The organism is Nonomuraea aridisoli (genome assembly GCF_003236395.1).
Taxonomy (GTDB): domain Bacteria; phylum Actinomycetota; class Actinomycetes; order Streptosporangiales; family Streptosporangiaceae; genus Nonomuraea; species Nonomuraea aridisoli.
In genome coordinates this window covers 24669-46446 of record NZ_POUD01000038.1, presented here as the reverse complement: position 1 = coordinate 46446, position 21778 = coordinate 24669, and the positions used below count along the sequence as shown (strand labels likewise).

General features: G+C 75.0%; 16 protein-coding genes and 1 pseudogene. 10 read left to right on the top strand and 7 right to left on the bottom strand.

Features of this window, described 5'->3' with window-relative positions:
* A pseudogene (locus tag C1J01_RS12230) lies at positions 1 to 298 on the bottom strand (hypothetical protein); the annotation flags it as partial.
* Positions 299 to 374: 76 nt separating this feature from the next.
* Positions 375 to 1775, bottom strand: a complete 1401-nt coding sequence (locus C1J01_RS12225; RefSeq protein WP_111179060.1) for a hypothetical protein — start codon at positions 1773 to 1775, stop codon at positions 375 to 377.
* A 155-nt stretch (positions 1776 to 1930) separates the two neighbouring features.
* Between C1J01_RS12225 and C1J01_RS12220 the strand changes: the two genes are divergently transcribed.
* The 6 genes from C1J01_RS12220 (at position 1931) to C1J01_RS12195 (ending at position 7237) form a co-directional block, all read left to right on the top strand.
* Positions 1931 to 2587, top strand: a complete 657-nt coding sequence (locus C1J01_RS12220; RefSeq protein ID WP_111179059.1) for a response regulator transcription factor — start codon at positions 1931 to 1933, stop codon at positions 2585 to 2587.
* The gene (locus C1J01_RS12215) at positions 2584 to 3744 is read left to right on the top strand and encodes a sensor histidine kinase (protein ID WP_111179058.1); all 1161 of its coding nucleotides are present in this window, start codon (positions 2584 to 2586) and stop codon (positions 3742 to 3744) included. Before C1J01_RS12220 ends, C1J01_RS12215 begins: the two co-directional genes overlap by 4 nt.
* 70 nt (positions 3745 to 3814) lie before the next feature.
* Positions 3815 to 4699, top strand: coding sequence for an ABC transporter ATP-binding protein (locus C1J01_RS53020; RefSeq protein ID WP_111179057.1), 885 nt, complete (start codon positions 3815 to 3817; stop codon positions 4697 to 4699).
* Positions 4699 to 5421 (top strand): ABC transporter permease, encoded by a 723-nt coding sequence (locus C1J01_RS12205; RefSeq protein WP_111179056.1) that lies wholly within the window; start codon positions 4699 to 4701, stop codon positions 5419 to 5421. Before C1J01_RS53020 ends, C1J01_RS12205 begins: the two co-directional genes overlap by 1 nt.
* Before the next feature lie 44 nt (positions 5422 to 5465).
* Positions 5466 to 6647, top strand: a complete 1182-nt coding sequence (locus C1J01_RS12200; RefSeq protein ID WP_146615565.1) for a sensor histidine kinase — start codon at positions 5466 to 5468, stop codon at positions 6645 to 6647.
* Complete coding sequence (locus C1J01_RS12195) at positions 6644 to 7237, top strand: response regulator transcription factor (RefSeq protein ID WP_111179054.1); 594 nt, start codon at positions 6644 to 6646, stop codon at positions 7235 to 7237. The genes C1J01_RS12200 and C1J01_RS12195 overlap by 4 nt, the downstream gene beginning before the upstream one ends.
* A gap of 3 nt (positions 7238 to 7240) precedes the next feature.
* Here the strand turns inward: C1J01_RS12195 and C1J01_RS12190 are convergent, their stop codons facing one another.
* Positions 7241 to 10090, bottom strand: coding sequence for an NACHT domain-containing protein (locus C1J01_RS12190; RefSeq protein WP_111179053.1), 2850 nt, complete (start codon positions 10088 to 10090; stop codon positions 7241 to 7243).
* Positions 10091 to 10202: 112 nt separating this feature from the next.
* Positions 10203 to 12068, bottom strand: a complete 1866-nt coding sequence (locus C1J01_RS12185) for a propionyl-CoA synthetase (RefSeq protein WP_111179052.1) — start codon at positions 12066 to 12068, stop codon at positions 10203 to 10205.
* A 45-nt stretch (positions 12069 to 12113) separates the two neighbouring features.
* Here C1J01_RS12185 and C1J01_RS49765 point away from each other — a divergent pair, with 45 nt between their 5' ends.
* Genes C1J01_RS49765 through C1J01_RS53015 form a run of 3 tightly spaced genes read left to right on the top strand, consistent with a single transcriptional unit; the run spans position 12114 to position 16223 of the window.
* Positions 12114 to 12752, top strand: a complete 639-nt coding sequence (locus C1J01_RS49765; protein ID WP_235854393.1) for a nucleotidyltransferase domain-containing protein — start codon at positions 12114 to 12116, stop codon at positions 12750 to 12752.
* The gene (locus C1J01_RS49760) at positions 12749 to 13498 is read left to right on the top strand and encodes a nucleotidyltransferase domain-containing protein (RefSeq protein WP_181448709.1); all 750 of its coding nucleotides are present in this window, start codon (positions 12749 to 12751) and stop codon (positions 13496 to 13498) included. The genes C1J01_RS49765 and C1J01_RS49760 overlap by 4 nt, the downstream gene beginning before the upstream one ends.
* A 1-nt stretch (position 13499) precedes the next feature.
* Positions 13500 to 16223 (top strand): ATP-binding protein, encoded by a 2724-nt coding sequence (locus tag C1J01_RS53015; RefSeq protein WP_111179051.1) that lies wholly within the window; start codon positions 13500 to 13502, stop codon positions 16221 to 16223.
* A 24-nt stretch (positions 16224 to 16247) separates the two neighbouring features.
* On the opposite strand, the gene C1J01_RS12170 is transcribed toward C1J01_RS53015, so the two are convergent.
* Positions 16248 to 18884 carry a DUF7825 domain-containing protein gene (locus C1J01_RS12170; protein WP_111179050.1) on the bottom strand — a complete coding sequence of 879 codons (2637 nt, stop codon included), beginning with the start codon at positions 18882 to 18884 and terminating at the stop codon, positions 16248 to 16250.
* Positions 18885 to 18990: 106 nt separating this feature from the next.
* Between C1J01_RS12170 and C1J01_RS12165 the strand changes: the two genes are divergently transcribed.
* Positions 18991 to 19956, top strand: coding sequence for a serine hydrolase domain-containing protein (locus C1J01_RS12165; protein WP_220039864.1), 966 nt, complete (start codon positions 18991 to 18993; stop codon positions 19954 to 19956).
* Between the two features lie 40 nt (positions 19957 to 19996).
* On the opposite strand, the gene C1J01_RS12160 is transcribed toward C1J01_RS12165, so the two are convergent.
* Both C1J01_RS12160 and C1J01_RS12155 read right to left on the bottom strand, forming a co-directional pair.
* Positions 19997 to 20755, bottom strand: coding sequence for an arylamine N-acetyltransferase family protein (locus tag C1J01_RS12160; protein WP_111179049.1), 759 nt, complete (start codon positions 20753 to 20755; stop codon positions 19997 to 19999).
* Between the two features lie 36 nt (positions 20756 to 20791).
* A complete protein-coding gene (locus C1J01_RS12155; RefSeq protein ID WP_111179048.1) occupies positions 20792 to 21736 on the bottom strand; it encodes a GNAT family N-acetyltransferase in 945 nt (314 codons plus the stop codon).
* Positions 21737 to 21778 lie beyond the last annotated feature (42 nt).

Here is a 21778-nt window from a genome sequence, read left to right as displayed (position 1 = left end):
CCGCCCACCCGGCCGCCCGCCGTCCGGCGGCGACGGCCGTGAACACCGCGATCAGCGCGGGCACCGGCCACAGCGCGATGGCGTACCCGAGCGTGAAGATCACCGCCGCCGCGCCCACGGACACGGCCAGCGCCGCCTCCGGCCGCCTGCGCCACCACGTCAGCCCGAGCACGGCGGCGGCCAGCAGCGCGTACCCGAGGGAGTCGAGGGGCCGGGCGCCCGGCTGATTGCCGTAGGCCATGAGCGTGGAGAAGAAGACGGCCGTCGCCAGGACGCACACCAGGGCAATCGTCTTCACACCTGCACGGTAGTGCGCCCCTTCCCGGCAGGGCGATACTCCCGCCGCGGTACCCGGGTACGGCGGGCGCGGGAGCCTAGGCGCGCCCGGAGGCGGCCTTCCGCCGGGCGGCGGACACCGCCCGCCGGATGGCGGGTGCCGCGGCCACGCAGGCCAGCGGGATGGCGGGCACGACGTAGCGGTGGTCGAAGTCGAGCGCCGCCACCGGCCCGACGAGCAGGACCATCGCCAGCGACCACGGCAGCAGCGCCTCGCTCCGCCGCCGCAGCGCGCCCAGGCCGCCCGCCACCAGCAGCACGGCGAGCAGCGGCCCGTGGAGCGGCCACGGATACCGGTAGGCGGCCAGGATCGACGCGTACGGCTCCACCGAGCTCATGCCGCGAATGTCGGGGTCGTACTCGCGTCTGACCTCCCCGATGAGGGCGTGCTGCTCGGGCAGCGGCCACGCGCCGCGCGGGAAGGACGTGTGGGGGCGCACCCGCTTCGGGTGGGCGACCGGCTCCCAGGTGAAGGCGAGCGAGGTGTCCCGGACGACCTCGCGCAGGTAGTCGAGCGGCTGGGCGGCGATCACGCGCAGGGCGAACGACCGGGCCAGGTCGTTGTGGGAGAAACGGTCGCCGGGCAGGAGGTTGAGCGAGGAGCGGGGGTGCCAGACGTACTCGGAGGCGGCGTCGGTGACGGTGCCGTTCGGGCAGAGGGCCGCCTCGGCGGGCGGCGGCCGGACGATCGAGCAGTCGGCGAAGGTCATGGTGCGGGCCCACAGGGCGACCCCGTCGGAGCCGGTCAGGGCGAATCGGCCGTGGTGCTGGGCGTACCAGCCGGCGTAGGCGGCCAGCGGCAGCGCCGCCGCGACCAGCAGGGCCGTGGTCCTGCGCCACGGCGTGCGGCGCACGAGCAGCCAGAGCGCGGCCACGCCGATCAGCGGGACGGCCGCCGTCCGGGTCAGGCCCGCCAGGGCGAGCAGGACGCCGGCCGCCGCGGCCGCCCGTACGGACGCCTCGGGCCGCCAGGTGAGCACCAGCAGGGCCGCCGTCACCAGGACGATCACCTGCAGGTCGGACAGCACCGCGTGCTCCAGGCGCAGGAACGCCGGGTCGAACAGCACCGGCACGGCCGCCGCTGCCGCCGCCCAGCCGGGCAGCGACCAGCGGCGCAGCAGCGCGTAGATCATCATGCCCACGCCGAGCCCGAGGGCGTGCTGCACCCCGGCGATCAGCTCCACGCTGCGGAACGGCCGCAGCAGCCAGAGGAACCACGAGTACCCCGCCGGATGGAAGGCCCCTTGCGGGCGCAGGTGCACGGCGGTGTCCAAGTAGGTGAAGGAGTCGTACCAGTAGAGCTGGGCGGTGTCGTAGCCCAGCATGACGAGCACGCGCAGTGCGACGGCCGGCACGAGCACCCACCAGAGCGCCCGGTGACCCCTGGACGTCCTGATGAGCGAGCCGTCCGGGTGCGGCCGTGTCGTGACGGCTGTCATGAACCACCCCTGAGACGCGGGCCGGGCGGTTCCCGGCCGTGGGCAGGCAGTTCAGCCCGTGGCGGATAACGCCGGCGTCACCCGAAGTGGTTATGCGCGCGTTATGCGATCTGGTCCACACTGGTTGCTCTTTGCCGACTGTCTGGGGGTACGGGGTGCGTGTTCTCGTCGCCGAGGACGAGCGGATGCTCGCCGACTCGATAGCCGAGGGTCTGCGGGGCGAGGCGCTGGCCGTCGACGTCGCCTACGACGGCGACGCGGCGCTCGAGCGCCTCGGCGTGCACGACTACGACGTGCTCGTCCTCGACCGTGACCTGCCGGGGACGCACGGGGACGAGGTCTGCAGGGCGGTCGTGGAACGCGGCCGGCTGGTCAGGGTGCTCATGCTGACCGCGGCCGGCGACGTGCGCTCCCGGGTGGCGGGGCTGGCCCTCGGGGCGGACGACTACCTGCCCAAGCCGTTCGCGTTCGAGGAGCTGGTGGCCCGGGTGCACGCGCTGGGCCGCCGGTCCAGGCCGGCGGACCCGCCGATGCTGGAGCGGGCGGGGGTGCGGCTGGACTGGGCGCACCGGCAGGTGTTCCGCGACGGCCGGTACGTGCCGCTGGCGCGCAAGGAGTTCGGCGTGCTGGCGGAGCTGCTGCGGGCGCGGGGGGCGGTGGTCTCGGCCGAGCTCCTGCTGGAGAAGGTGTGGGACGAGCACACCGACCCGTTCACGAACACGGTGCGCACCACGATGATGAAATTACGCAAGAAACTGGGTGAGCCCCAGGTGATCGTGACCGTGCCGGGAGCGGGGTACCGCATCCCATGAGCGTGCGCCTGCGTTCCGCGCTGGCCTGCGCGGCCGTGTTCTTCATGATCTCCGCGCCGGTCGTCGCCGGTCTCTATCTTGTCGTGCGATCGAGCCTGGAGTACCGGGGCTCGGTCCTCACTCCCGACTTCATCAGGGTCACGCGCGACCACCACCTGTACTTCGCGCCGCGGTACTCCGACGGGTACGAGCTCGCCCGCGGGTTCGGCATGCACGTGCGGAGCGCGTACCAGGACGACGTCCTCGGCGACCTGCGCACGTTCGGCTGGATCGCGGTGACCGCCGGGACGGCCGCCGCGTTCGGGCTCGGCTGGCAGGCGTCGGGCCTGGTGCTGCGCCCGCTCAGGAAGGTCACCGAGACCGCGCGCAGGGTGGCCCAGAGCCACGACCTGACCGAGCGCATCGGCCACCGGGGGCCCCGGGACGAGGTCGGCGAGCTGGCCGAGACCTGCGACACTATGCTCGAACGGCTGGCGCGCGCGTTCGACGGGCAGCGGCGCTTCGTCGCCAACGCCTCCCACGAGCTGCGCACGCCCCTGACGATCAACCGGACGCTCGTCGACGTGGCCGTGCGGCGGCAGGACGCCACCGAGGACGTCAAGCGGCTGGGCGAGTCGCTGCTGCTGGTCAACGCCCGGCACGAGCGGCTCATCGACGGCCTGCTGGCGCTGGCCGAGGGTGAGCGGGCCGTGCTCGACCGGCGGCCGTTCGACCTGTCGGACGTGGCCGAGCACGTCCTCGACCAGGCCGCGCGGGAGGCGGCGGAGCGGAAGGTGACCGTGCACCGGCTGCTCGATCCGGCCCCGACGGCGGGCGAGGCGGTGCTCGTCGAGCGGCTGGTGCAGAACCTCGTGGAGAACGCGATCCGGCACAACCACCACGATGGCGAGGTCTGGGTGACGACGCGGCGGCGGGCCGAGCGGGTGGAGCTGCTCGTGGCCAACACCGGGTTGCAGGTGCCGCCGTACGAGATCGAGACGATCTTCGAGCCGTTCCGGCGGCTGCACGGCGACCGGCTCCGCTCGGAGCGGGGCAGCGGACTGGGGCTGTCGATCGTGCGGGTGATCGCCGACGCGCACGGCGGCACGGTGACGGCGACCCCTCGCGAGGAGGGCGGCCTGACGATCACGGTGGAGCTGCCCGCCGAGCCGGCATGACATCCGTCATACGGGCCCGGCTGACGTACGGCACTACACCCGGTCCCCCTGCTCCGAGCAGGCTGTTCCCATGAACGCATGGGAATTCAAGGGCGTGACCAAGAGGTACGGCCCCGTGACGGCGCTCGGCGGCGTCGACCTGGACGTCGGCGAAGGGGAGACGGTGGCGCTGCTCGGCCCCAACGGCGCGGGCAAGAGCACGCTGCTGTCCATCGGGCTCGGGCTGGTCGCCCCCGGCTCGGGCACGGCCACGGTGCGCGGCCGCCCGCCGCTGGAGGCGCTGCGCGCGGGCGGGGTGGGGGTGCTGCCGCAGGACTCCGGGCTGCTGGAGGACGTACGGGTGGGCGAGCTGGTGACCGCGGTCGCCGGGATGTACCCGAGGCCGCTGCCGCCGGAGCGGGCGATGCGGGCCGCGGGCGTCGAGGAGCTCGCCGGCCGCCGCGTCGGGGCACTGTCCGGCGGGCAGCGCCAGCGGGTCAGGTTCGCGCTGTGCCTGGCGGGCGACCCCACCCTGCTCGTGCTGGACGAGCCGACCGTCGGCCTGGACGTGGAGGGCCGCCGCGCCCTCTGGCAGGAGGTGCGGGCCAGGACGGCGGCCGGGCGCACGGCCGTCTTCGCCACCCACTACCTGACCGAGGCGGAGGAGTACGCCGACCGGGTCGTCCTGCTCGCCGCGGGCGAGGTGGTCGCCGACGGCCCGGTGGCGACCGTCAAGGCGCTGGTCGGGGGCGCCGAGGTGCGCTGCACGCTCGACGGCGCGGACCCGTCCGGGCTGGAGGCGCTGCCCGGCGTGCGGCAGGTGAGCGTCGAGGGCCGCGCGGTCACGCTGCGCACGAACGACTCCGACGCGACGCTGCGGGCCCTGTTCGCCGCGTACGAGGGGGTCAGGGACGTGCGCCTGGAGGGCACCGACCTGGAGAGCGCGTTCGTGACGCTGACGGGAGGGCGGGGCTGATGGGCGCGTACCTGAGGCTGGAGCTGGTGCGCGGCTTCCGCAGCCCGGTGAACCTCGTCATGCTGACCGGGTTCCCCGTGGTCCTCTACCTGCTGTGGACCAACGTGCTGGACGTCGCGCCGCGGGGCTGGCAGGGCGACGCAGCGGCGTACGCGATGGTGTCGATGGCCACGTACGGCGCCATGGGCGGCGCCCTCTTCGTCGGGGGCGCCATCGCGCTGGAGCGGGGCAACGGCTGGCTGCGGCAGCTCGCGGTGACGCCGCTGCCGGCGCACGGCTACGTGACGGCCAAGCTGGTCAGCGCGGCGGCCGGGGTGCTGCCGAGCATCGTGGCGGTGCTGGCCGCCGGGGCGCTGCTGTCGGGCGTGCGCCTGCCGGCCGGCACGTGGGCGGCGCTGGTGCCGCTGATCTGGGTGGGCGTGCTGCCGTTCGCGGCGCTGGGGGTGGCCTTCGGCTACACCCTGAAGGGCCAGGCGGCCACCGTGGCCATGATCGCCGTCTACTTCGCGCTGTCGGTGCTGGGCGGGCTCTGGCTGCCGGTGGAGACCATGCCGGACGCCATGCGGACGCTGGCCGAGTACAGCCCCGCCTACCAGGCCGGCTCCATGGGCTGGCGGGCCCTGGCGGGGCAGCCGCCGGAGGGCGTCTCGCTGGCGGTGCTGGCCGGGTGGACGCTGCTGTTCGCCGCCCTGGGCCTGTGGCGTTACCGTCGGGCACTGTGACAGGCACTGTGACGGGCACTGTGGTAGGGACTGTGACGGGTGCTGTGACGGGTGCTGTGACGGGGGTGCAGACGCCGGTGCAGGAGCTCGACTTCAGCCGGGGCCGCAGGGCCGGCCGGGTGGGCTCCTGCGTCTGGTTGCTGCTGGTGGGCTGGCCGCTGTGGTCGTTCCTGTCGGGACGGCCGGAGCCGTGGGCCGTGGTGGCGGTGGTCGCCGGGGTGGCGGTGTTCGCCGCCTGCTGGGTGGCGATCATGTGGCGGATACTGAGCGGGCGGGCGGCCGAACCGCGGCCGTGGGCCCTCGCGGGGCTGGTCGTCACGGGGCTGGCGCTGATGCCGGCGTTCGGGCCGCCGTGGGCGTACGTGTCGTTCGTGTTCGCGGTGAGCGCGTTCGGCACGACGTGGGGCGGCCGGGCCTTCGCCGTCGCGTGCGCCGCGACGGCCGCCTTCGAGGTGGGCGTCCTGCTGTGGTATGGCGAGCCGTTCGGGCGGGTCTGGTGGGTGCCGCTCGTGGTGATGGCACAGGCGATGGCGGGCGACAGCCTGAAGCGGATGGGGCTGCTGATCGCGCGGCTGAACGCGGCCCGCGCCGAGGTCGCCCGGCTCGCCGTCGAGAACGAGCGGCTGCGCTTCGCCCGTGACCTGCACGACACGCTGGGGCACACGCTGACCTCGATCACCATCAGGAGCCAGCTCGCCGCCCGCCTCGCCGCCACCGACCCCGTACGGGCCTCCCGGGAGATGACCGAGGTGGAGGGGGCGGCGCGGCGGGCGCTGGACGAGGTGCGGCACGCCATCGCGGGCTACCGCGCGCCGTCGCTGTCGGAGGAGCTGGAGACGGCCGCCCGCAACCTGAAGGTGGCCGGGATCGAGGTGGCGGTCTCCCCCGCCGACGGGCCCATCCCCGCCGCTGCGGAGACCCTCCTCGCCTGGGCGGTACGCGAGGCCGCCACGAACGTCCTGCGCCACAGCCGCGCCCGCCACTGCTGGATCGACCTCGGGGTGGACGAGACGTCCGCCACCCTGGACGTCCGCGACGACGGCCGCCCGCCCGAGCCCGCGCCGGGCGGCGACGCGGCCGCCGCGCAGGACGCCGGGTCCGGGGGGAGCGGGCTGGCGGGGCTGGCGGAGCGCGTCGGCGCCGCGGGCGGCCGGCTGGAGGTGGGGATGCCGCCCGGTGGGGGCTGCCGGCTGCACGTGCGGGTTCCGCTGGGTGGCGGCTCGTGATCCGGGTGCTGATCGCCGACGACCAGGATCTCGTCCGGGGCGGGCTGGCGGCGCTGCTCGGGCTGGAGGACGACATCGACGTCGTGGCCGAGGTGGGCCGCGGCGACGAGGTCCTGCCCGCCGTACGGGAGCACGCGCCCGACGTGGTGCTCCTCGACATCGAGATGCCCGGGATGTCCGGCCTGGCGGTCGCCGAACGCCTCCGCGACCGCAAGGTGATCATCGTGACGACGTTCGGCCGGCCCGGCTATCTCAGCAGGGCGCTCGACGCGGGAGTCGCCGGGTACGTGGTGAAGGACGCCCCGGCCGCCGAGCTGGCCGCCACCGTCCGCCGGGTGATGGCGGGCGAGCGGGTCGTCGACCCCAGGCTGGCCGTGACCGCGCTGACCACCGGCCCGAGCCCGCTCACCCAGCGCGAGGCGGAGGTGCTCCGCACGGCCTCGGTCGAGGCGACCGTGGCGGACATCGCCCGCCGCCTGTTCCTGACGGAGGGCACCGTACGCAACTATCTGTCGTCGGCCATCGGCAAGACCGGCGCCCGCAACCGCGCGGAGGCCGTCAGGGTGGCCGAGGAACGCGGCTGGCTCTGACGTTCAGTCGAGCCGGCGCGGGTCGCCCGGGAGGAGGGCGTCCTGGTGGATCTCCCACAGGGCCGACTCCGGGATGCCGGCCTTGACGAGCTGGTCCCAGGTCGACAGCCGGTCGGTGGGGTCGGAGAGCAGGACCTCCAGGAGGGGGCGCAGCTCCGCCTGGTCGGCGTCCTGCTCGCGCCACAACGCGCCGAGCGCATGGTGCAGGGCGGGCGTGCGGACGCCGGCCGTGCGCAGCAGTTCCTCCAGGATGCCGGCGCGCTCCCGGAACGGCAGCGACCGCCCCTCCCCCACCGCCCGCAGCAGCAGGTCGAGCAGCCTGCGGTGGCGGGGGGTGTGCCCGGTGGCGACCGCGACGACCACGTCGCCCATGCCGCCGGCGTCCGCGCCCGCCCCGAGCAGGACGTCCTCCACGCCGTCCGTCATGATCCGGCGGGCCGCGAGGGCGGTGACGAGCCCGTCCCAGCCCTCCTGCCCGAGCTGCCCCTTCCACAGGTACGTCAGCGACGACCACCGCTCCAGATGGTCGGGCCCGCGCAGGATCGACGAGACGGTGACCGGCTGCTCGGAGGCGGCCACGATGAGGAGGGTGAGGTTCGCGGAGTAGGCGGCCAGGCGGCGGGTCATCGTGTGCCGTACCGGGCGGAAGCCGGTGAAGTGCCGCCGCGGTCGTTCGTGCAGGGAGCGCCGCAGCAGCCCGGCCAGCTGGTCCACGCAGCGGGCCCGCACCGCCGAGGGCACCTCGGCCAGCAGCTCCAGGAGGAACCCGACGGCCGGCCCGCGCTCGGCCAGGCACGAGTGGGACGTGACCGCGTACAGCAGGTCGTCGTCCACGGCCTGCACGAGGGCCAGCGGCTCGTCGCCGACCAGGCGGCGGCGCCGGTCGAGGTCGCGCACGGCGTACAGGGTCAGCCAGGCGACGAGGAACTCGGCGAACGTCGAGTGCAGGAAGGCGTGGCCGCCCCGGCGGACGAAGAAGAACCGCTCGGTGGCCCGGCGCGCCCAGTCGACCCGCGGCTCGTCCTCGCCCGGGTCCTCCTCGCCGCCGTGGCACAGGGCGGGCAGGTCGCGTTCGAGCGCCTCGTCGGTGATGACCTGGCTGCCGCGCGCCAGCATGGACAGCGCCACCGCGCCCAGCAGGACGAGCTCCTGGTCGATCGCCACGCGATGGGCGCCGCCGGTCTCGCGTTCGGTGTAGTCGCGCAGCAGCACCTCGTACAGGCGGGAGCGGGCCAGGGGGCCGTGGTCGTGCTGCAACGCGTTGCCGCCGGCGTCGTAGAGGGCGAGCAGCAGCAGGAGCAGCGGATGGCGGGCCATCTCGCCGTGCACGAGCGCCGCCTCGGCGGGCAGCGGCTTGAGGTCGCGGCGGGCGAGCAGGGCGCGGTTGGCCTGGTCCCAGATGTCGAGCCACTGGCGTACCTGGTCGTCGTCGAACGGCTGCAGCTCCAGCGCGAGCAGCCCCTCGGGGAAGCGGATGCGGTCGGCCACCACCGTGCGGCTGGTCACGATGACCGCGACGGGACGCCCGTGGCCGGCCTCGGCGGCCTGGAACTCGCGGACCCGCTCCAGGTAGTCGTAGCGGTGCACGCCGCCCTGGACCAGCTCGTCGAAGCCGTCGAGCAGGATCACCGGCAGCGCGCCGTCGCCGGCCGCCACGAGGTCGGCGTAGGCGACCCGCTCCCCCGGCACGGCGGCGACGGCCTGCTCGATCTGCTCGGCGACGCCGGCGCGGGCGCGTACGGCGCCGAGCTCCACCCGGATCGGCAGGAACTCCGAGCGGGCCAGGCGCGCGGCCAGCACCTCGGTCAGCTTGGTCTTGCCCGAGCCCGGCTCGCCCAGCACGAGCAGCGGCGCCTGCGTGGCGCGCAGCGAGGTCAGGTGACCGACCAGGAACGCCTCCGGGTCGGGCAGCAGCCGCCGCTCCTCCCACCAGGCGCGCTCGGCGGGCGCGGACTCGCGGGTCAGCTCGGCCACCCGGCAGCGCGGGCTCAGGTAGCCCTCGCCGAGCAGCGGCAGCGAGACGTCCTCGGGGAGCTTGCCGGCCAGCAGCAGCGGCTGGTCGAGGGCGTTGGCGGCCATCCTGACCCGGTGGATCAGCGGCCGGTCGCCGACGCGGGGCGGGGCCAGCTCGGCCAGCAGCCAGGCCACCCGCGACAACGCCGTGGCGCGCTGCGGGCGCTCGGTGACGAGGCTGCGCACCCCGAACTCATGGCTGTCGAGCGCCAGCGACCGGTAGTCCTCGTCGTAGGCGCGCAGGGCCAGGGCGGGCGGGCCCTCGGCGAGCAGCCGGGGCAGCAGGAGCCGCTCGTCGCCGCTCAGCTCGTCCCAGACGCTCAGGCCGCCGACGTATCCCGCCACGGCCTCGGACATGCGCTGGAAGACGCGTTCGACCTCCTTGCGGGTGTCGGCGTACGGCACGTGCGGCTCGGGCGTGGGCAGGCGCTCCAGCAGCAGCGCGGCCACCAGCCGGGCGAACCGCTCCCGGGTCGGCACGCCGTGGGAGATCGTCCCGCCGCGGTCGAGCCGCTCCAGCGTGAACGGCAGCCGCGCCTCCCCGAGCGCCCGGAAGTACGCCGACACGACGATGACGGCGTGCGCCGCGGCCAGCCGCTGGGTGCGGGTGAACCGGTCCAGGCCGCCCCTCGGCTCCGGCATGCGGCGCACGACGTCCTCGCCGAAGGCGACGATGGCCTCGCGCATGTCGCGCAGGCTCGTCGTGGCCAGCTGCCCGCTGCCGGCCAGCGCGTATCCGGTGCGCGCCGCGGTCGAGGCGAACCCGACGACCTTGACGAGCCTGCCGTCCTTGCAGCCGAGGATCCTCAGGGCATCGGCGTAGCTCGGGGTCTCGATCATGGCCTGCTCCCGGGGGACTGGGGATGTCCCATCATGCGTCGTACGCCCCGGTCGCGCAGGCGCCTTCGCCAGACGATCTCATGTCCCTTTCAACGGCGTCCTCACGGCGTCTTCACGGCGTCTTCATGGCGTCGGCGATCTCCGGCAGCGCCGCCGGGTCCTCGATCGTGGACGGCGTCGTGTACGGCCGGCCGTCGGCGATGTCGCGCATCGTGGCCCGCAGGATCTTGCCGGAGCGGGTCTTCGGCAGGCGGGCGACCACGACGGCGCGACGGAAGGCGGCGACGGGGCCGATGCGCTCGCGGACGAGGGCGACGAGCTCGCGCTCGACCTCCTCCGGCTCGCGCCGCGCGCCCGCCTTCAGCACCACGAAGCCCATCGGGGCCTGGCCCTTGAGCGGGTCGGCGACGCCGATCACCGCGCACTCGGCCACGTCGGGGTGGGCGGCGACGACCTCCTCCATCGCGCCGGTCGACAGCCGGTGGCCGGCCACGTTGATCACGTCGTCGATGCGGCCCATGACGTAGAGGTAGCCGTCCTCGTCGAGATGGCCGCCGTCGCCGGTCAGGTAGTGGCCGGGGTAACGCTCCAGGTAGGAGCGGGTGAAGCGGGCCTCGTCGCGGTAGAGGGTGGGCAGCGCGCCGGGCGGCAGCGGCAGCTTGACGGTGACCGCGCCCTCGACGCCGGGCGGGCAGTCGTTTCCGTCGGAGTCGAGGATGTGCACGTCCCAGCCCGGCACGGCCTTGGTCGGGGAGCCGGGCTTGACGGGCAGCCGTTCGATGCCGACGCAGTCGGCGGCGATCGGCCAGCCGGTCTCGGTCTGCCACCAGTGGTCGATGACGGGGATGCCGAGCAGGTCGGAGGCCCAGTGGTAGGTGTCGGGGTCGAGGCGCTCGCCGGCGAGGAAGAGGTAGCGCAGGCCGGACAAATCGTACTTTTTCGCGAAATCTCCGGAGGGGTCCTCTTTCTTGATGGCGCGGATCGCGGTCGGCGCGGTGAACAGCGTGCGCACGCCGTGCGCGGCCACCACCCGCCAGAACGCGCCGGGGTCTGGGGTGCCCACGGGCTTGCCCTCGTACAGGACGGTCGTGCAGCCCGCGAGGAGCGGGGCGTAGACGATGTAGGAGTGGCCGACCACCCAGCCGACGTCGGAGGCGGCCCAGTAGACCTCGCCGGGGGCGGCGCCGTAGACGTTGGACATGCTCCAGTGCAGCGCGACCGCGTGGCCGCCGTTGTCGCGGACGACGCCCTTGGGCGAGCCGGTGGTGCCGGAGGTGTAGAGGATGTAGAGCGGGTCGGTGGCGGCCACGCTCACGCAGCCGGCCGGCTCGGCGCCGGCCACGGCCCGCGCCCAGTCGAGGTCGCGTCCGTCGCGCAGCTCGGCCGCGCACTGCGGCCGCTGCAGGATCACGCACCGGTCGGGCGTGTGCCCGGCCTGCTCCAGCGCGGCGTCCAGCAGCGGTTTGTACGCCACCACCCGCGCCGGCTCGATGCCGCACGACGCCGACAGCACCACCTTGGGCCGGGCGTGGTCGATCCGCACGGCCAGCTCCCCGGCCGCGAACCCGCCGAACACCACCGAGTGCACCGCCCCGAGCCGCGCGCAGGCCAGCATGGCCACCACGGCCTCGGGGACCATCGGCATGTAGATCACCACGGTGTCGCCGGCCGTCACGCCGAGGCCGCGCAGCATGCCCGCCGTCCTCGCCACCTCGTCGAGCAGCTCGGCGTAGGTGTAGGTGCGGGTGGTCCCGGTGACCGGGCTGTCGTAGATCAGCGCCGGCTGGTCGGCGCGGCCCGCCGCCACGTGCCGGTCGAGGGCGTTGTGGCAGGTGTTCAGCCGGCCGTCGGGGAACCACCGCCCGCCGGCGTACACGGTGGCGGGCGTCTCGTCCCAGGAGATCCCGAGCGCCGCCTCGCCCCAGAACGCCTCGGGCCGCTCGATGCTGTGCCGGTAGGTGTCGTCGTAGCCGCTCACTTCTCGATCAGAACAGGCGCTCCCCCATGGCGCAAGATATGTCGGGTGAGCGAAGACATGATCCTTTCCGTGGTGGTGGGATCCCGCGCGTACGCGCTGGAGACGGACGCCTCCGACATCGACCGGCGTGGCGTGTTCGCGGCCCCCACCGCCGCGTTCTGGCGGCTGGACAAACCGCCCACGCACCGGGACGGGCCCCTGCCCGAGCAGTTCTCGTGGGAGGTCGAGCGTTTCTGCCGCCTCGCCCTGGAGGCGAACCCCACCGTTCTGGAGTGCCTGTGGTCGCCGATCGTGGAGGTGGTCACGCCCGCCGGGCGGCGGCTGCTCGGCCTGCGGGAGGCGTTCCTGTCGCAGCGGGCGCACCGGTCGTTCGCCGGTTACGCCCAGGACCAGTTGCGCCGCCTCGATCCGGAGCGGCCGAAGTGGAAACAGGCCATGCACATGATCCGGTTGCTGCTGAGCGGCCTGCACCTGGTGCGGCACGGCGAGCCGCTGGTGCGGGTCGGGGAGCACCGGGAGCGGCTGCTCGCGATCCGGCGCGGCGAGGTGCCGTGGGCGGAGGTGGAGGCGTGGCGGGCGGCCCTGTCGGCGGAGCTGGCCGCCGCCCCGAGCGTCCTGCCGCCGCTGCCGGACCGCGACCGGGTGGACGACTTCCTGGTCGGCGTACGCGAGGAGTTCCTGTGACGGCGTTGCCCGGCTGGCTGGCGGAGATCCCGGGCGGGCAGCCGTACCCGTCGGTCTTCGCGACGGTGAGCGGGGCCCACCTGTACGGGTTCCCCTCGGCCGACTCCGACGTGGACCTGCGCGGAGCGCACGTGCTGCCGGTCGCGGAGGTCGCGGGGCTGCGCGACGGCCCCGCGACGCTCGACCGCACGTGGACGCGCGACGGCGTGGAGGTGGACCTCGTCACCCATGACGTGGCCAAGTTCTGCCGGCTGCTGCTGGGGCGCAACGGCTACGTGCTGGAGCAGCTGCTGTCGCCGCTGGTGGTGGCGTCGTCGCCGGTGCACGAGGAGCTCGTCGCGCTGGCCCCGGGGTGCGTGACCCGGCATCACGCCCACCACTACCTCGGGTTCGCGCGCACGCAGTGGCGGCTGTTCGGCACGAGCGGCGAGCTGAAACCGCTGCTGTACACCTTCCGCGTGCTCGCCACGGGCATCCACCTGATGCGCACCGGCGAGCTGGAGGCCGACCTGACCCGCCTGTACGCGTACGGGCCCGCGTACCTGCCGGACCTGGTGGCGACGAAGCGGGCGGCCGAGCACGTCGCCGCGCCCGCCGGGCTGGACCCGGAGGCGGACATGGCGCGGATGACGGCCGCGCTGGAGGAGGCGCGGGAGGCGTCGCGGCTGCCCGAGCGGGCCACGGCCGGGGACGCCCTGCACGACGTCGTCGTCCGCGCCCGGCTCTCCGGCGGGCAGAATCGCTGACGTGGACCTGGTGGGCAGGCGCGACGCGCTGAACGCGGTCGCCGAGGTGCTGGCGGCCGGCTCCGGCGCCCTGGTCGCCGAGGGGCCGGCCGGGATCGGCAAGAGCCGCCTGCTGGAGGAGGCGGCGGGGCTCGCGCGTGCGCGCGGCATGACGGTCGCGTACGGACGCGCCACCGAGCTCGACCGCGTCGCCCCCCTCTCCACCCTCCTCCGCGCCCTCGCCCGGCTCGACGCCGGTGGACGGGATGACGGGCCCGTGAGTGTACGCGGCGGTGGCGGGGCCGACGGGTTCGCGGCCGTCGAGCGGGCCGGGGCGGTGATCGGGCGGGCCGCCCTGACCCGGCCGGTGGCGGTCGTGCTGGACGACGCGCAGTGGGCCGACGAGCTGACCTGCCTGGCGTTACGGCATCTCGTCCCGGAACTCGCCGGGTCCCCTGTGGTGTGGCTGCTGGGGCAGCGGCCGTTCCCCGCGCGGGCGGCGATGGACGCTCTCGTCTCCGGGGGCGCGCGACGGGTGACGCTGCCGCCGCTCGATCCCGGCGAGGCGGCCCAGTTCTGCGCGCTGCTGCTCGGTGCCGAGCCGGGCCCGTCGGTGCTGGAGCTCGCGCGGGCCGGTGGCGGCAACCCGTTCCTGCTGGAGGAGGTGCTGAACGGGTTGCGCGCGCAGGGCCGGATCTCCGTGACCGGCGGCGTGGCCGAGGCCGAGGGATCCGAGTTGCCCGCCGGGTTCGGCGCCGCCGTCGAACGGCGTCTGCGCGACCTGCCCGCCGAGGCGCGGCGGCTGCTGGAGGCGGGCGCGGTGCTGCGGCGGCCGTTCACCGTGCACGAGGCCGCGGGCCTGCTCGGCGCGCCGCCGGGCGCCCTGCTCGGTCACGTCGAGGCGGCGGTACGGGCCGGCGCGCTGGCCGGGACCGGCGACCGGCTGACGTTCCGGCACGACCTCATCCGCGAGGCGGTTTACGACGGCCTGCCGGCGGCGGTCCGGGCGGCGCTGCACCGCGAGGCGTCCGCCGTGCTGCGGCGCGAGGGCCGACCGGCGGCCGAGCAGGCCGAGCACCTGCGTCACGGGGCGCGGGCGGGCGACGTGGCGGCGATCCGGGAGCTGCGGGCCGCCGCCGAGGACATGACCGACGTCGCGCCCTCGGCCGCCGCCGACCTCATGCTGCGCGCCCTGGAACTGGCGGCCCCCGCCGCCCCGGGCACGCCCGCCGCACATGAGCGCCAAGGGCTCGCGGCGAGGGTGGTGCGGCTGCTGGCGTCGGCGGGGCGGCTCGCCGAGGCTCGTGAGGTGGCTGACGCCCGTGACGTCAGCCTGGGGCCGGCCGAGGCGGCAGGGGTGGCGCTCGGGCTGGCCGAAGCGCTCAAGCACACCGGTGACGACCGCGGCGTCATCCGGCGCACCGCCCGGGCGCTCGCCCTGCCCGGGGTGCCGGCGCGGGAGCGGGCGAGACTGCTGGCCGTACGCGCGCACGCGCTCATGATGGCGGGCGAGATCGACGCGGCCGACCAGGCAGCCGCCGCGGCGGTGGCGTCAGGCGAGGCGTTCGCGCAGGTGGTGGCGTTGGAGGCGCGTTCAGCGGTGGCGCTGTTCCGCGGCGGCGCCGAGGACGCGCTGCGGCACGCCGAACGGGCAGTGGCGCTGGCGGACGCGGCCGGGGGCGAGGCGGCACACCGTCATCCCCGCCTGTGGCTGGGCGCCGCGCTGACGGCCCTGGACCGGTTCGAGGAGGCGGAGGAGACGTACGCGGTGGTCGAACGGGAGTCCGGACGTCTCGGCACGGCGTGGTCGTCCCCTCTGCTCCACCGCTTCAGGGCCGGCCTGCTGCTGGCGGCGGGGCGGGTGGACGAGGCGGCGGCGGAAGCGGAGACCGGCCTGCGCGTGGTCCACCGCCTCTCCGCCTCCGCCCTCACCCCGGTCCTGCTCGGGGTGCTCGGCCAGGTCGCGCTCCTGCGCGGCGACCTGGAGGCGGCCCGCGCGCACGTGGACCGCGCCCGCGACCTGTGCGGCGACACCCCCGGCCTGGTGGCCGCCGAACTCCACTGGCGCCGCCTCCTCCTGGCCGCCGCCCCTCCCGACCGCACGCTCCCCCCGGCCGACCCGTTCAGCCAGGGTGGGAGGCCCGCTCGGCACGAGCGGGCGGGGGCGCTGGCGTACCTGGTCGTGCAGGAGCCGTGGGAGGCGGCGCGGCTCCGCGCGCTGCCGGGCGTGCGGGAGTTCGTCCGGGACCTCGCACGGCGCAATCCCGGCGTCAGGTCCTTGACGGCCGCGGCCGCGCACGTCGAGGGGCGCCTGGAGGAGGCGATCGAGCTGTATCGTGACGCGCCCCGCCCGCTCGGGCTGGCGGCGGCGCTGGACGCGGCGGGCCGGCACGCCGAGGCCCGCGAGGTGTATCGGCGGTGCGGCATCTTCCGGAGCCCCTCCGGCGATCAGCCTGAGGGTGCGGGCGACGACCGGCGGGGCGGCGGCGGGACCGGGCCCGCCTCCACGGCGGCGGGCGCTCACACCTGTACGCCACGGGACTGCGGGTGGGCGGCGTTGACGCCGGCCGAGTTGCGGGTGGTGCGGCTCGTCGCGCAGGGCATGACGAACAGGGAGGTGGCAACGGCCCTGTTCCTGTCACGGCACACGGTCGACAGCCACCTCCGCCACGCCTTCGCCAAACTGGACGTGCACAGCCGAGTGGAGCTCACCCGCCACGTCCTCACCCACGACCACCCGGACTGACCCGGAGGTCACGCCGGTGACGGGTCACCCGTGCGGGGAGATGGCCTCGTACAGGCGTCGAGCCTCGTGCAGCACGAGGCTCGACCCCTTGCGCGCGGCCATCTCCGCCAGCCCCGAGATCTCGCCTTCCGCGCCCGCGAGCACGGCCGCCCGCGCGGCGACCCCCAGCAGCTCGCCGAGTCCGGCGCGCGGACGTTCCCCCGGGCGGGGCAGCAGGAGCGGGAGGGCGACGGAGAGCGTCCGCCACACCTCGGCGTGGGCGCCGGCCGCCGTCAGGTCGCCGAGCCCGGCGGCGATGCGCTTGAGGATGACGAGTTCGTGCCGGATCAGCTTCCCGACCGCCTGCCCGAGCTCGGTGGCCGGGAACTGCCCGCGTGCGGCGAGCGTGAGCGCCGCGTCGGCCGCCGCCGCCCGCTGCTCGTCCCGGCGGTTCCCCAGCCCGGCCGCGATCGCGACCGCGGTGGCGGCGCCCACGGGCCCGTCGCCGTGGGCCAGGGCCGCCAGGGCCGCCATCCTGAAGTCGCCGGAGGCGTCGGCCGGCCAGGGACGGCAGCGCACGAGAGAGGCGGCCACGACCTCGCGGTGCGAAGGCATGATCACCGGCCACCACAGGGCGTCGCTCCGGTGGGACAGATAGACGTTGTGGGGTCTGCCCACCCACAGCTCCTCCAGCCAGGCGGGCAGGCCCGCGGGCGGCACGACCCTGGGCCGCAGGTGGCGGCCCCAGCCGCGAGAGGCATGGCCCGACGTCTCCTCGAGCGGCTCCCACTCGACGGCAGGGTCCGGCCACCCGCCGTCGCGGAACCAGGCGGCCAGCACGCGGCCGGCCTGCGAGGGCAGCTTCTCCGCGCGTACGAGGAGGTCGGGGTCGATGCGCCGGGGCAGCCGCAGCAGCGCCTGCCGGAAGTCGGCCGCGAGCGGCTCCGTGTCCCCCAGCCGCTCCATCCGTCGCACCACGGTCGCGGGGTCGACGTGGCCGGTGGGCGCGGTCGGCGTGGCGAGCAGCGCGGGAATCGTCTCCCCGCGTTCGAAGAGCTCGATCACCTCCTCCAGGCGCCGCCGGACGAGGCTCTGGGGCGGCCACTCGCTGGAAACGCGGTACGGGCTCATCCGGGCCAGTGACGTGCTCACGTGCCGGCTGTGCTCGGGCGCCACGACCGCCAGCGCGCAGCGGATCAGCAGGCCGTTGACGCTGTCATCGTGCAGGTGGCGGCCGAACAGATAGAGGTCGGGTTCGCCAGGCCGCGGCCGGGTCTCCTCCCACCACGGCCGCAGCGCCGCCGCCACGCCGTCGCGGTCGCGGTGGGTCAGCTCGACCAGCCCGGCCAGGACGCGCTCGCACCGCTGCGGCTCCTCGGACCAGCGCGCCCGCAGCTCCGCCACCAGCTCGCCCGGCGAGGCGAACGGCGGAGCGAGGGCGGGCGGCGCGGGCGCGTGCAGGACGGCTGCGACCGGGCGTTCCGGCTCCGCCGGGGCGATCGCGCCGTACGCGCTGGCCACGCGCTCACGCAGGTCGGCGGGCAGCCGGGCGGCGGCCTCGCGGATCGCCTCCCGGCCGGCGTCGTCCGCGTGCGGGGCCAGCTTGACCGCGAGCCGCACCGCGCGTTCCCTCAGCGCCGGGACGTCCAGGTCGAACACGGTGGCCAGCGCCGGCACCGCGCCGCCGCCTCTCGGCGCGGGCGCCCCCGCCAGCCACCGCACGGCGTACTGGACGAGCTTCTTCTCCGGACGGTACGCCAGCGACCCCACGGCCTCGGCGAACAGCTCGTCGTCCAGCAGCCCCGCGCTCTCGGCCCGACGCAGCTCCTCCAGCGCGAGCTGCGCCAGCGGCGGGGCAGCCGCCGGCAGCAGGCGGACGAAGTCGAGGACCGGGATCTCCTCCGGCTCCGGCCGCAGCAGCCGCCACAGCCGGACGAAGGGGGCGATCTGCTCGGCCGGGCCGCCGGTCAGGAACCGGCGCGCGCAACCGTCGATCACCGTCCGGCGCCGCCCCCGGCCCGCGGCGGCCAGCTCGGCCAGCTCACCGAGAACGCCGGAGTTCCGGCGCCCGTCCAGTGCCAGCGGCTCGGCCACGTCCTGCGCCTCGAACAGGCGCGGCAGCAAGGGCCCGAGCAGCGGATCACCGTCGAGGCCACGGCCGCCCATGCCTCGCCGCAGGACCAGCCGCCAGGCCCACCCGGCGACGAAGGCGTCGCCGTCCGGCGGCTCCATGCCCGTCTCGGCCACCAGCGCGGCGACCAGATCCCAGCCAGGCACGCCCTCCGTGCGCTCCCACCTGCGCCCGGCCGGCGGCCTCAGCCGTTCCGCCAACCGGGCGGCCAGGTCACGGCGCCACTCCACGGGACGGCGGCGCAGCAGGGACACGATGCGGTCGGCGTCCTGCTCAGGTGCGCGCGGCCGGCGCAACTCCCTGCGGTTCAGCCAGGCCGCCACCTGCTGGGCGCCGGTGAGGCAGGCCGCCCCCGCCAGCCGGTAGCCGGACGCCAGGCCCTCGATCTCCCACCGGGCCTCGAAGCCGCCGCGCAACTCCTCGGTCAGGTGGCCGGGGAGCCGGACGGCGACCGCCCGCCGGCCGAGGTCGCTCAGCCCGTCCAGGAACGTCACGAGGTCCTCGTCGTCGCCCGCCTCGATGCGGTCGAGAACCTCCAGCCAGGGATTCATGCGGCCACCTCGTTCGCCCGCGCGCCGCCGGCGGCGCGGTGCGCCTGCCCTAAACAAACGATCATGGCCCGGACCCTAACGACCGCCTCCGACAGTCCGCGCCGACGTGGCCCGACACGTCTGGGCGTTCGGCGACGCCGAAGGGATGCTCGATCGGGGGGCGTGCGGACTGGCCGATCCCACCGATCCCGGGTCCGCGATGCGGCCCGACACGCTGTTCGACCTCGCCGGCCTGACGAAGATCGTCGCCGTGTGGGCCGTCATCGGCCACCTGTGGGAGGAGCGGCGGCTCGCGCTGGACGATCCGCTGGCCGGCTTCTGGCCCGAGGTCGCCGGGCATCCGCTCGGCCAGGTCACCGCCCGGCATCTGCTCACCCACACCGCCGGCGTACCGCTGCGGGCCAACCTCCAAGCCCTCTACGGAACGGACCCGCGGGCCGTCCGGGACGGCGTCCTGCGTGAGGCCCTGCACCGCCCGCCCGGCGAGGCCGTCGAGTACACCGACCGCGCCGCCCTGATCCTGGGGTTCCTCGCCGAGTACCTCACCGCCGTCCCGCTGGACCGCCTCGCCACCGAACGGATCTGGCGGCCGCTGGGCATGACGGGCACCCGGTTCGGTCCGCTGCCGGCCTCCGAGCGGGCGCGGTGCGCGCCGACGGAGTTCGACCCCGGCCTCGGCACCCACCTGCGGGGCGTCGTGCATGACTTCTCCGCCCGCCTGCTCGGCGGCGTGTGCGGCGTCTCCGGCGTCTTCTCGCACCTGGACGACCTGGCTCGCTTCCAGCGGCACCTCCTCGGCCCCTCATCCGGGGTCGGTCACGGGGACGCCTGGATCACGGAATCCCTCCAGATCCACACCGGCGACCTCACACCCCGGCGCGGCCTGTTCTGGTATCCCAGCCGGGACAGCGGCGACGTCTTCGTCCATTACGGCTTCACCGGGACCGGCCTGTGGGTCTCGCCCAAGCGGGCGCGATGGGCCGTCCTGCTCACGAACAAGCTGTACCACTCGCGGGATCGACAGCCGTTGATGACCATCCGTCACGCGTTCCGCGCGCTCGCCTTCGGCTGACGACCGGCCATGTGTCGCTCACCACGCCGATCGAGGGCGGTCACCGCCCGAGGTGGGGCAGGAGGGCTTCGACGTCGTCGGGCGGGAGGTCCAGGGCGAGTTCGGTGGTGAGCCAGTCGGCCAGGTCTGGGGCGGTGGTGAAGGTGTGGTCCTGGAGGCGGATCCGGGCGCCGGCGGTCGTGCGCTGGGCGAGGACGTGGCGGGTGAACAGCGAGTGGGGGTTGCGGGAGACGTAGAAGTTCGCCACCTCGAAGTCGCTCGGGAAGTGCGGCTCGTCGGGCCGGAACGCGTACAGCTCCGTCTCGCCCGCGCGCAGGACCCAATGGTCGTCCTCGCGGCCGAGCCGCCACCGCCACGGGCCCGACTCCAGGGTCGCGCCGTCCTCGAACGGCATGGGCGCGACCAGCCCGTCCCCGCCGAACCCGACGTCCGCGAGCCACGTGCGGCCCTCCGCCTGAACGGTGAGCGTGGCGTGCGAGCGGGGCAGGTGGCGGCGGCCGAGGCGGATGCGGGCCAGGTGGCGGGTCACGGTGAAGCCGAGCCGTTCCAGCGCGGCGGCGAACAGCAGGTTGTGCTCGTGGCAGTAGCCGCCGCGCCCGCCGGTCACGAGCTTGTCCTGCAGGCCGCCCAGGTCGAGGAGGATCTCCCGGCCGAGGATCACGTCGAGGTTCTCGAACGGGATGGCCCGCACGTGCGCCAGGTGGACGGCGCGCAACGTGCGCGCGTCAGGGGTGCGCGGCCCGCCGTGACCGATCCGGGCGAGATAGGCGTCGAGGTCGAGCTTGTCGATGTCCCACATGGGGCCCACCTTCGCCGGTACGGCGGGCCAAGCGCATCACGCGTTCACGGGATTCGCCGACAGGACCAGACGGATGGCGAAATTTCGGTATCCGGCGCGTTCGAAGGCCCGCGCCATCGGCACGTTGCCCGCGTCCGTGTCGGCCACGATCCGCCGCACCCCGCGCCCGGCGTGGCAGCGGATGATCTCGCCGAGCAGGTCGTCGACGTACCCATGGCCGCGACGTTCCGGCACCACCCCGAGGTAGCCCACGACCGGCCCGGCGTCGTTGGCGGACGGCAGGGCCACGCCGGCCAGCTCCCCGTCCCGGTCGTACGCCAGCCGCCACCACGCCCGGTCCCCCGGCATGGAACGGTAGTCGCGCACGTCCTGCCGGGCCTGCTCCACCGGGTCGGTCGTGCGCAGCGCCTGGCGGGTGTGGAAGTCGAGCGTCCCCACCGCCACCCGGCGGAAGGCCGCCACGAACGCCTCGTCGTCGTCATCGCCGCGGAACTCCAGCCGCCGCGACGGCTCAGGGACTGGCGCGTCGTCGGCCGTCCAGGCGTAGCGCAGGCGTTCGAGCTCCTCGGTCAGCCCGGCGCGCCCGGCGGCCTCCCACCGCCAGGCCACGGCCGCGCCGGTCGCGGGGTGGTCGCGCCGGCCGTTCATGACGAAGACGTGGTACTCGGGCGCCTCGCCGTACCCGGCGTGGGCCCGCCGCAGCAGCTCGGCGGCCAGGCCCACGCGGTCGGCGGCCGACGGGTGGACGTAGAGGCAGTCCAGGGCGAGCGGGCGGTCGCCGTCCGGGAAGCCCCACCAGACGGCGCGGGCGAGGATCTCGCCGGTGCGCTCGTCCTCGGCGAGCCAGATGCGGTCGAGGCGGTAGTTGCCGCTGTCCAGGTACGACAGCAACCGTCCGGGATGGGCCCAGCTGATCGATTCGTCGACGACGCAGCCGAGCAGGCGGTCTAGGTCGTCCTTGACGGCCGTGCGGAAACGCATGCTTCCTCCGAGAAGCAGAAGCGGGCGCGATGGGCGCCCGGG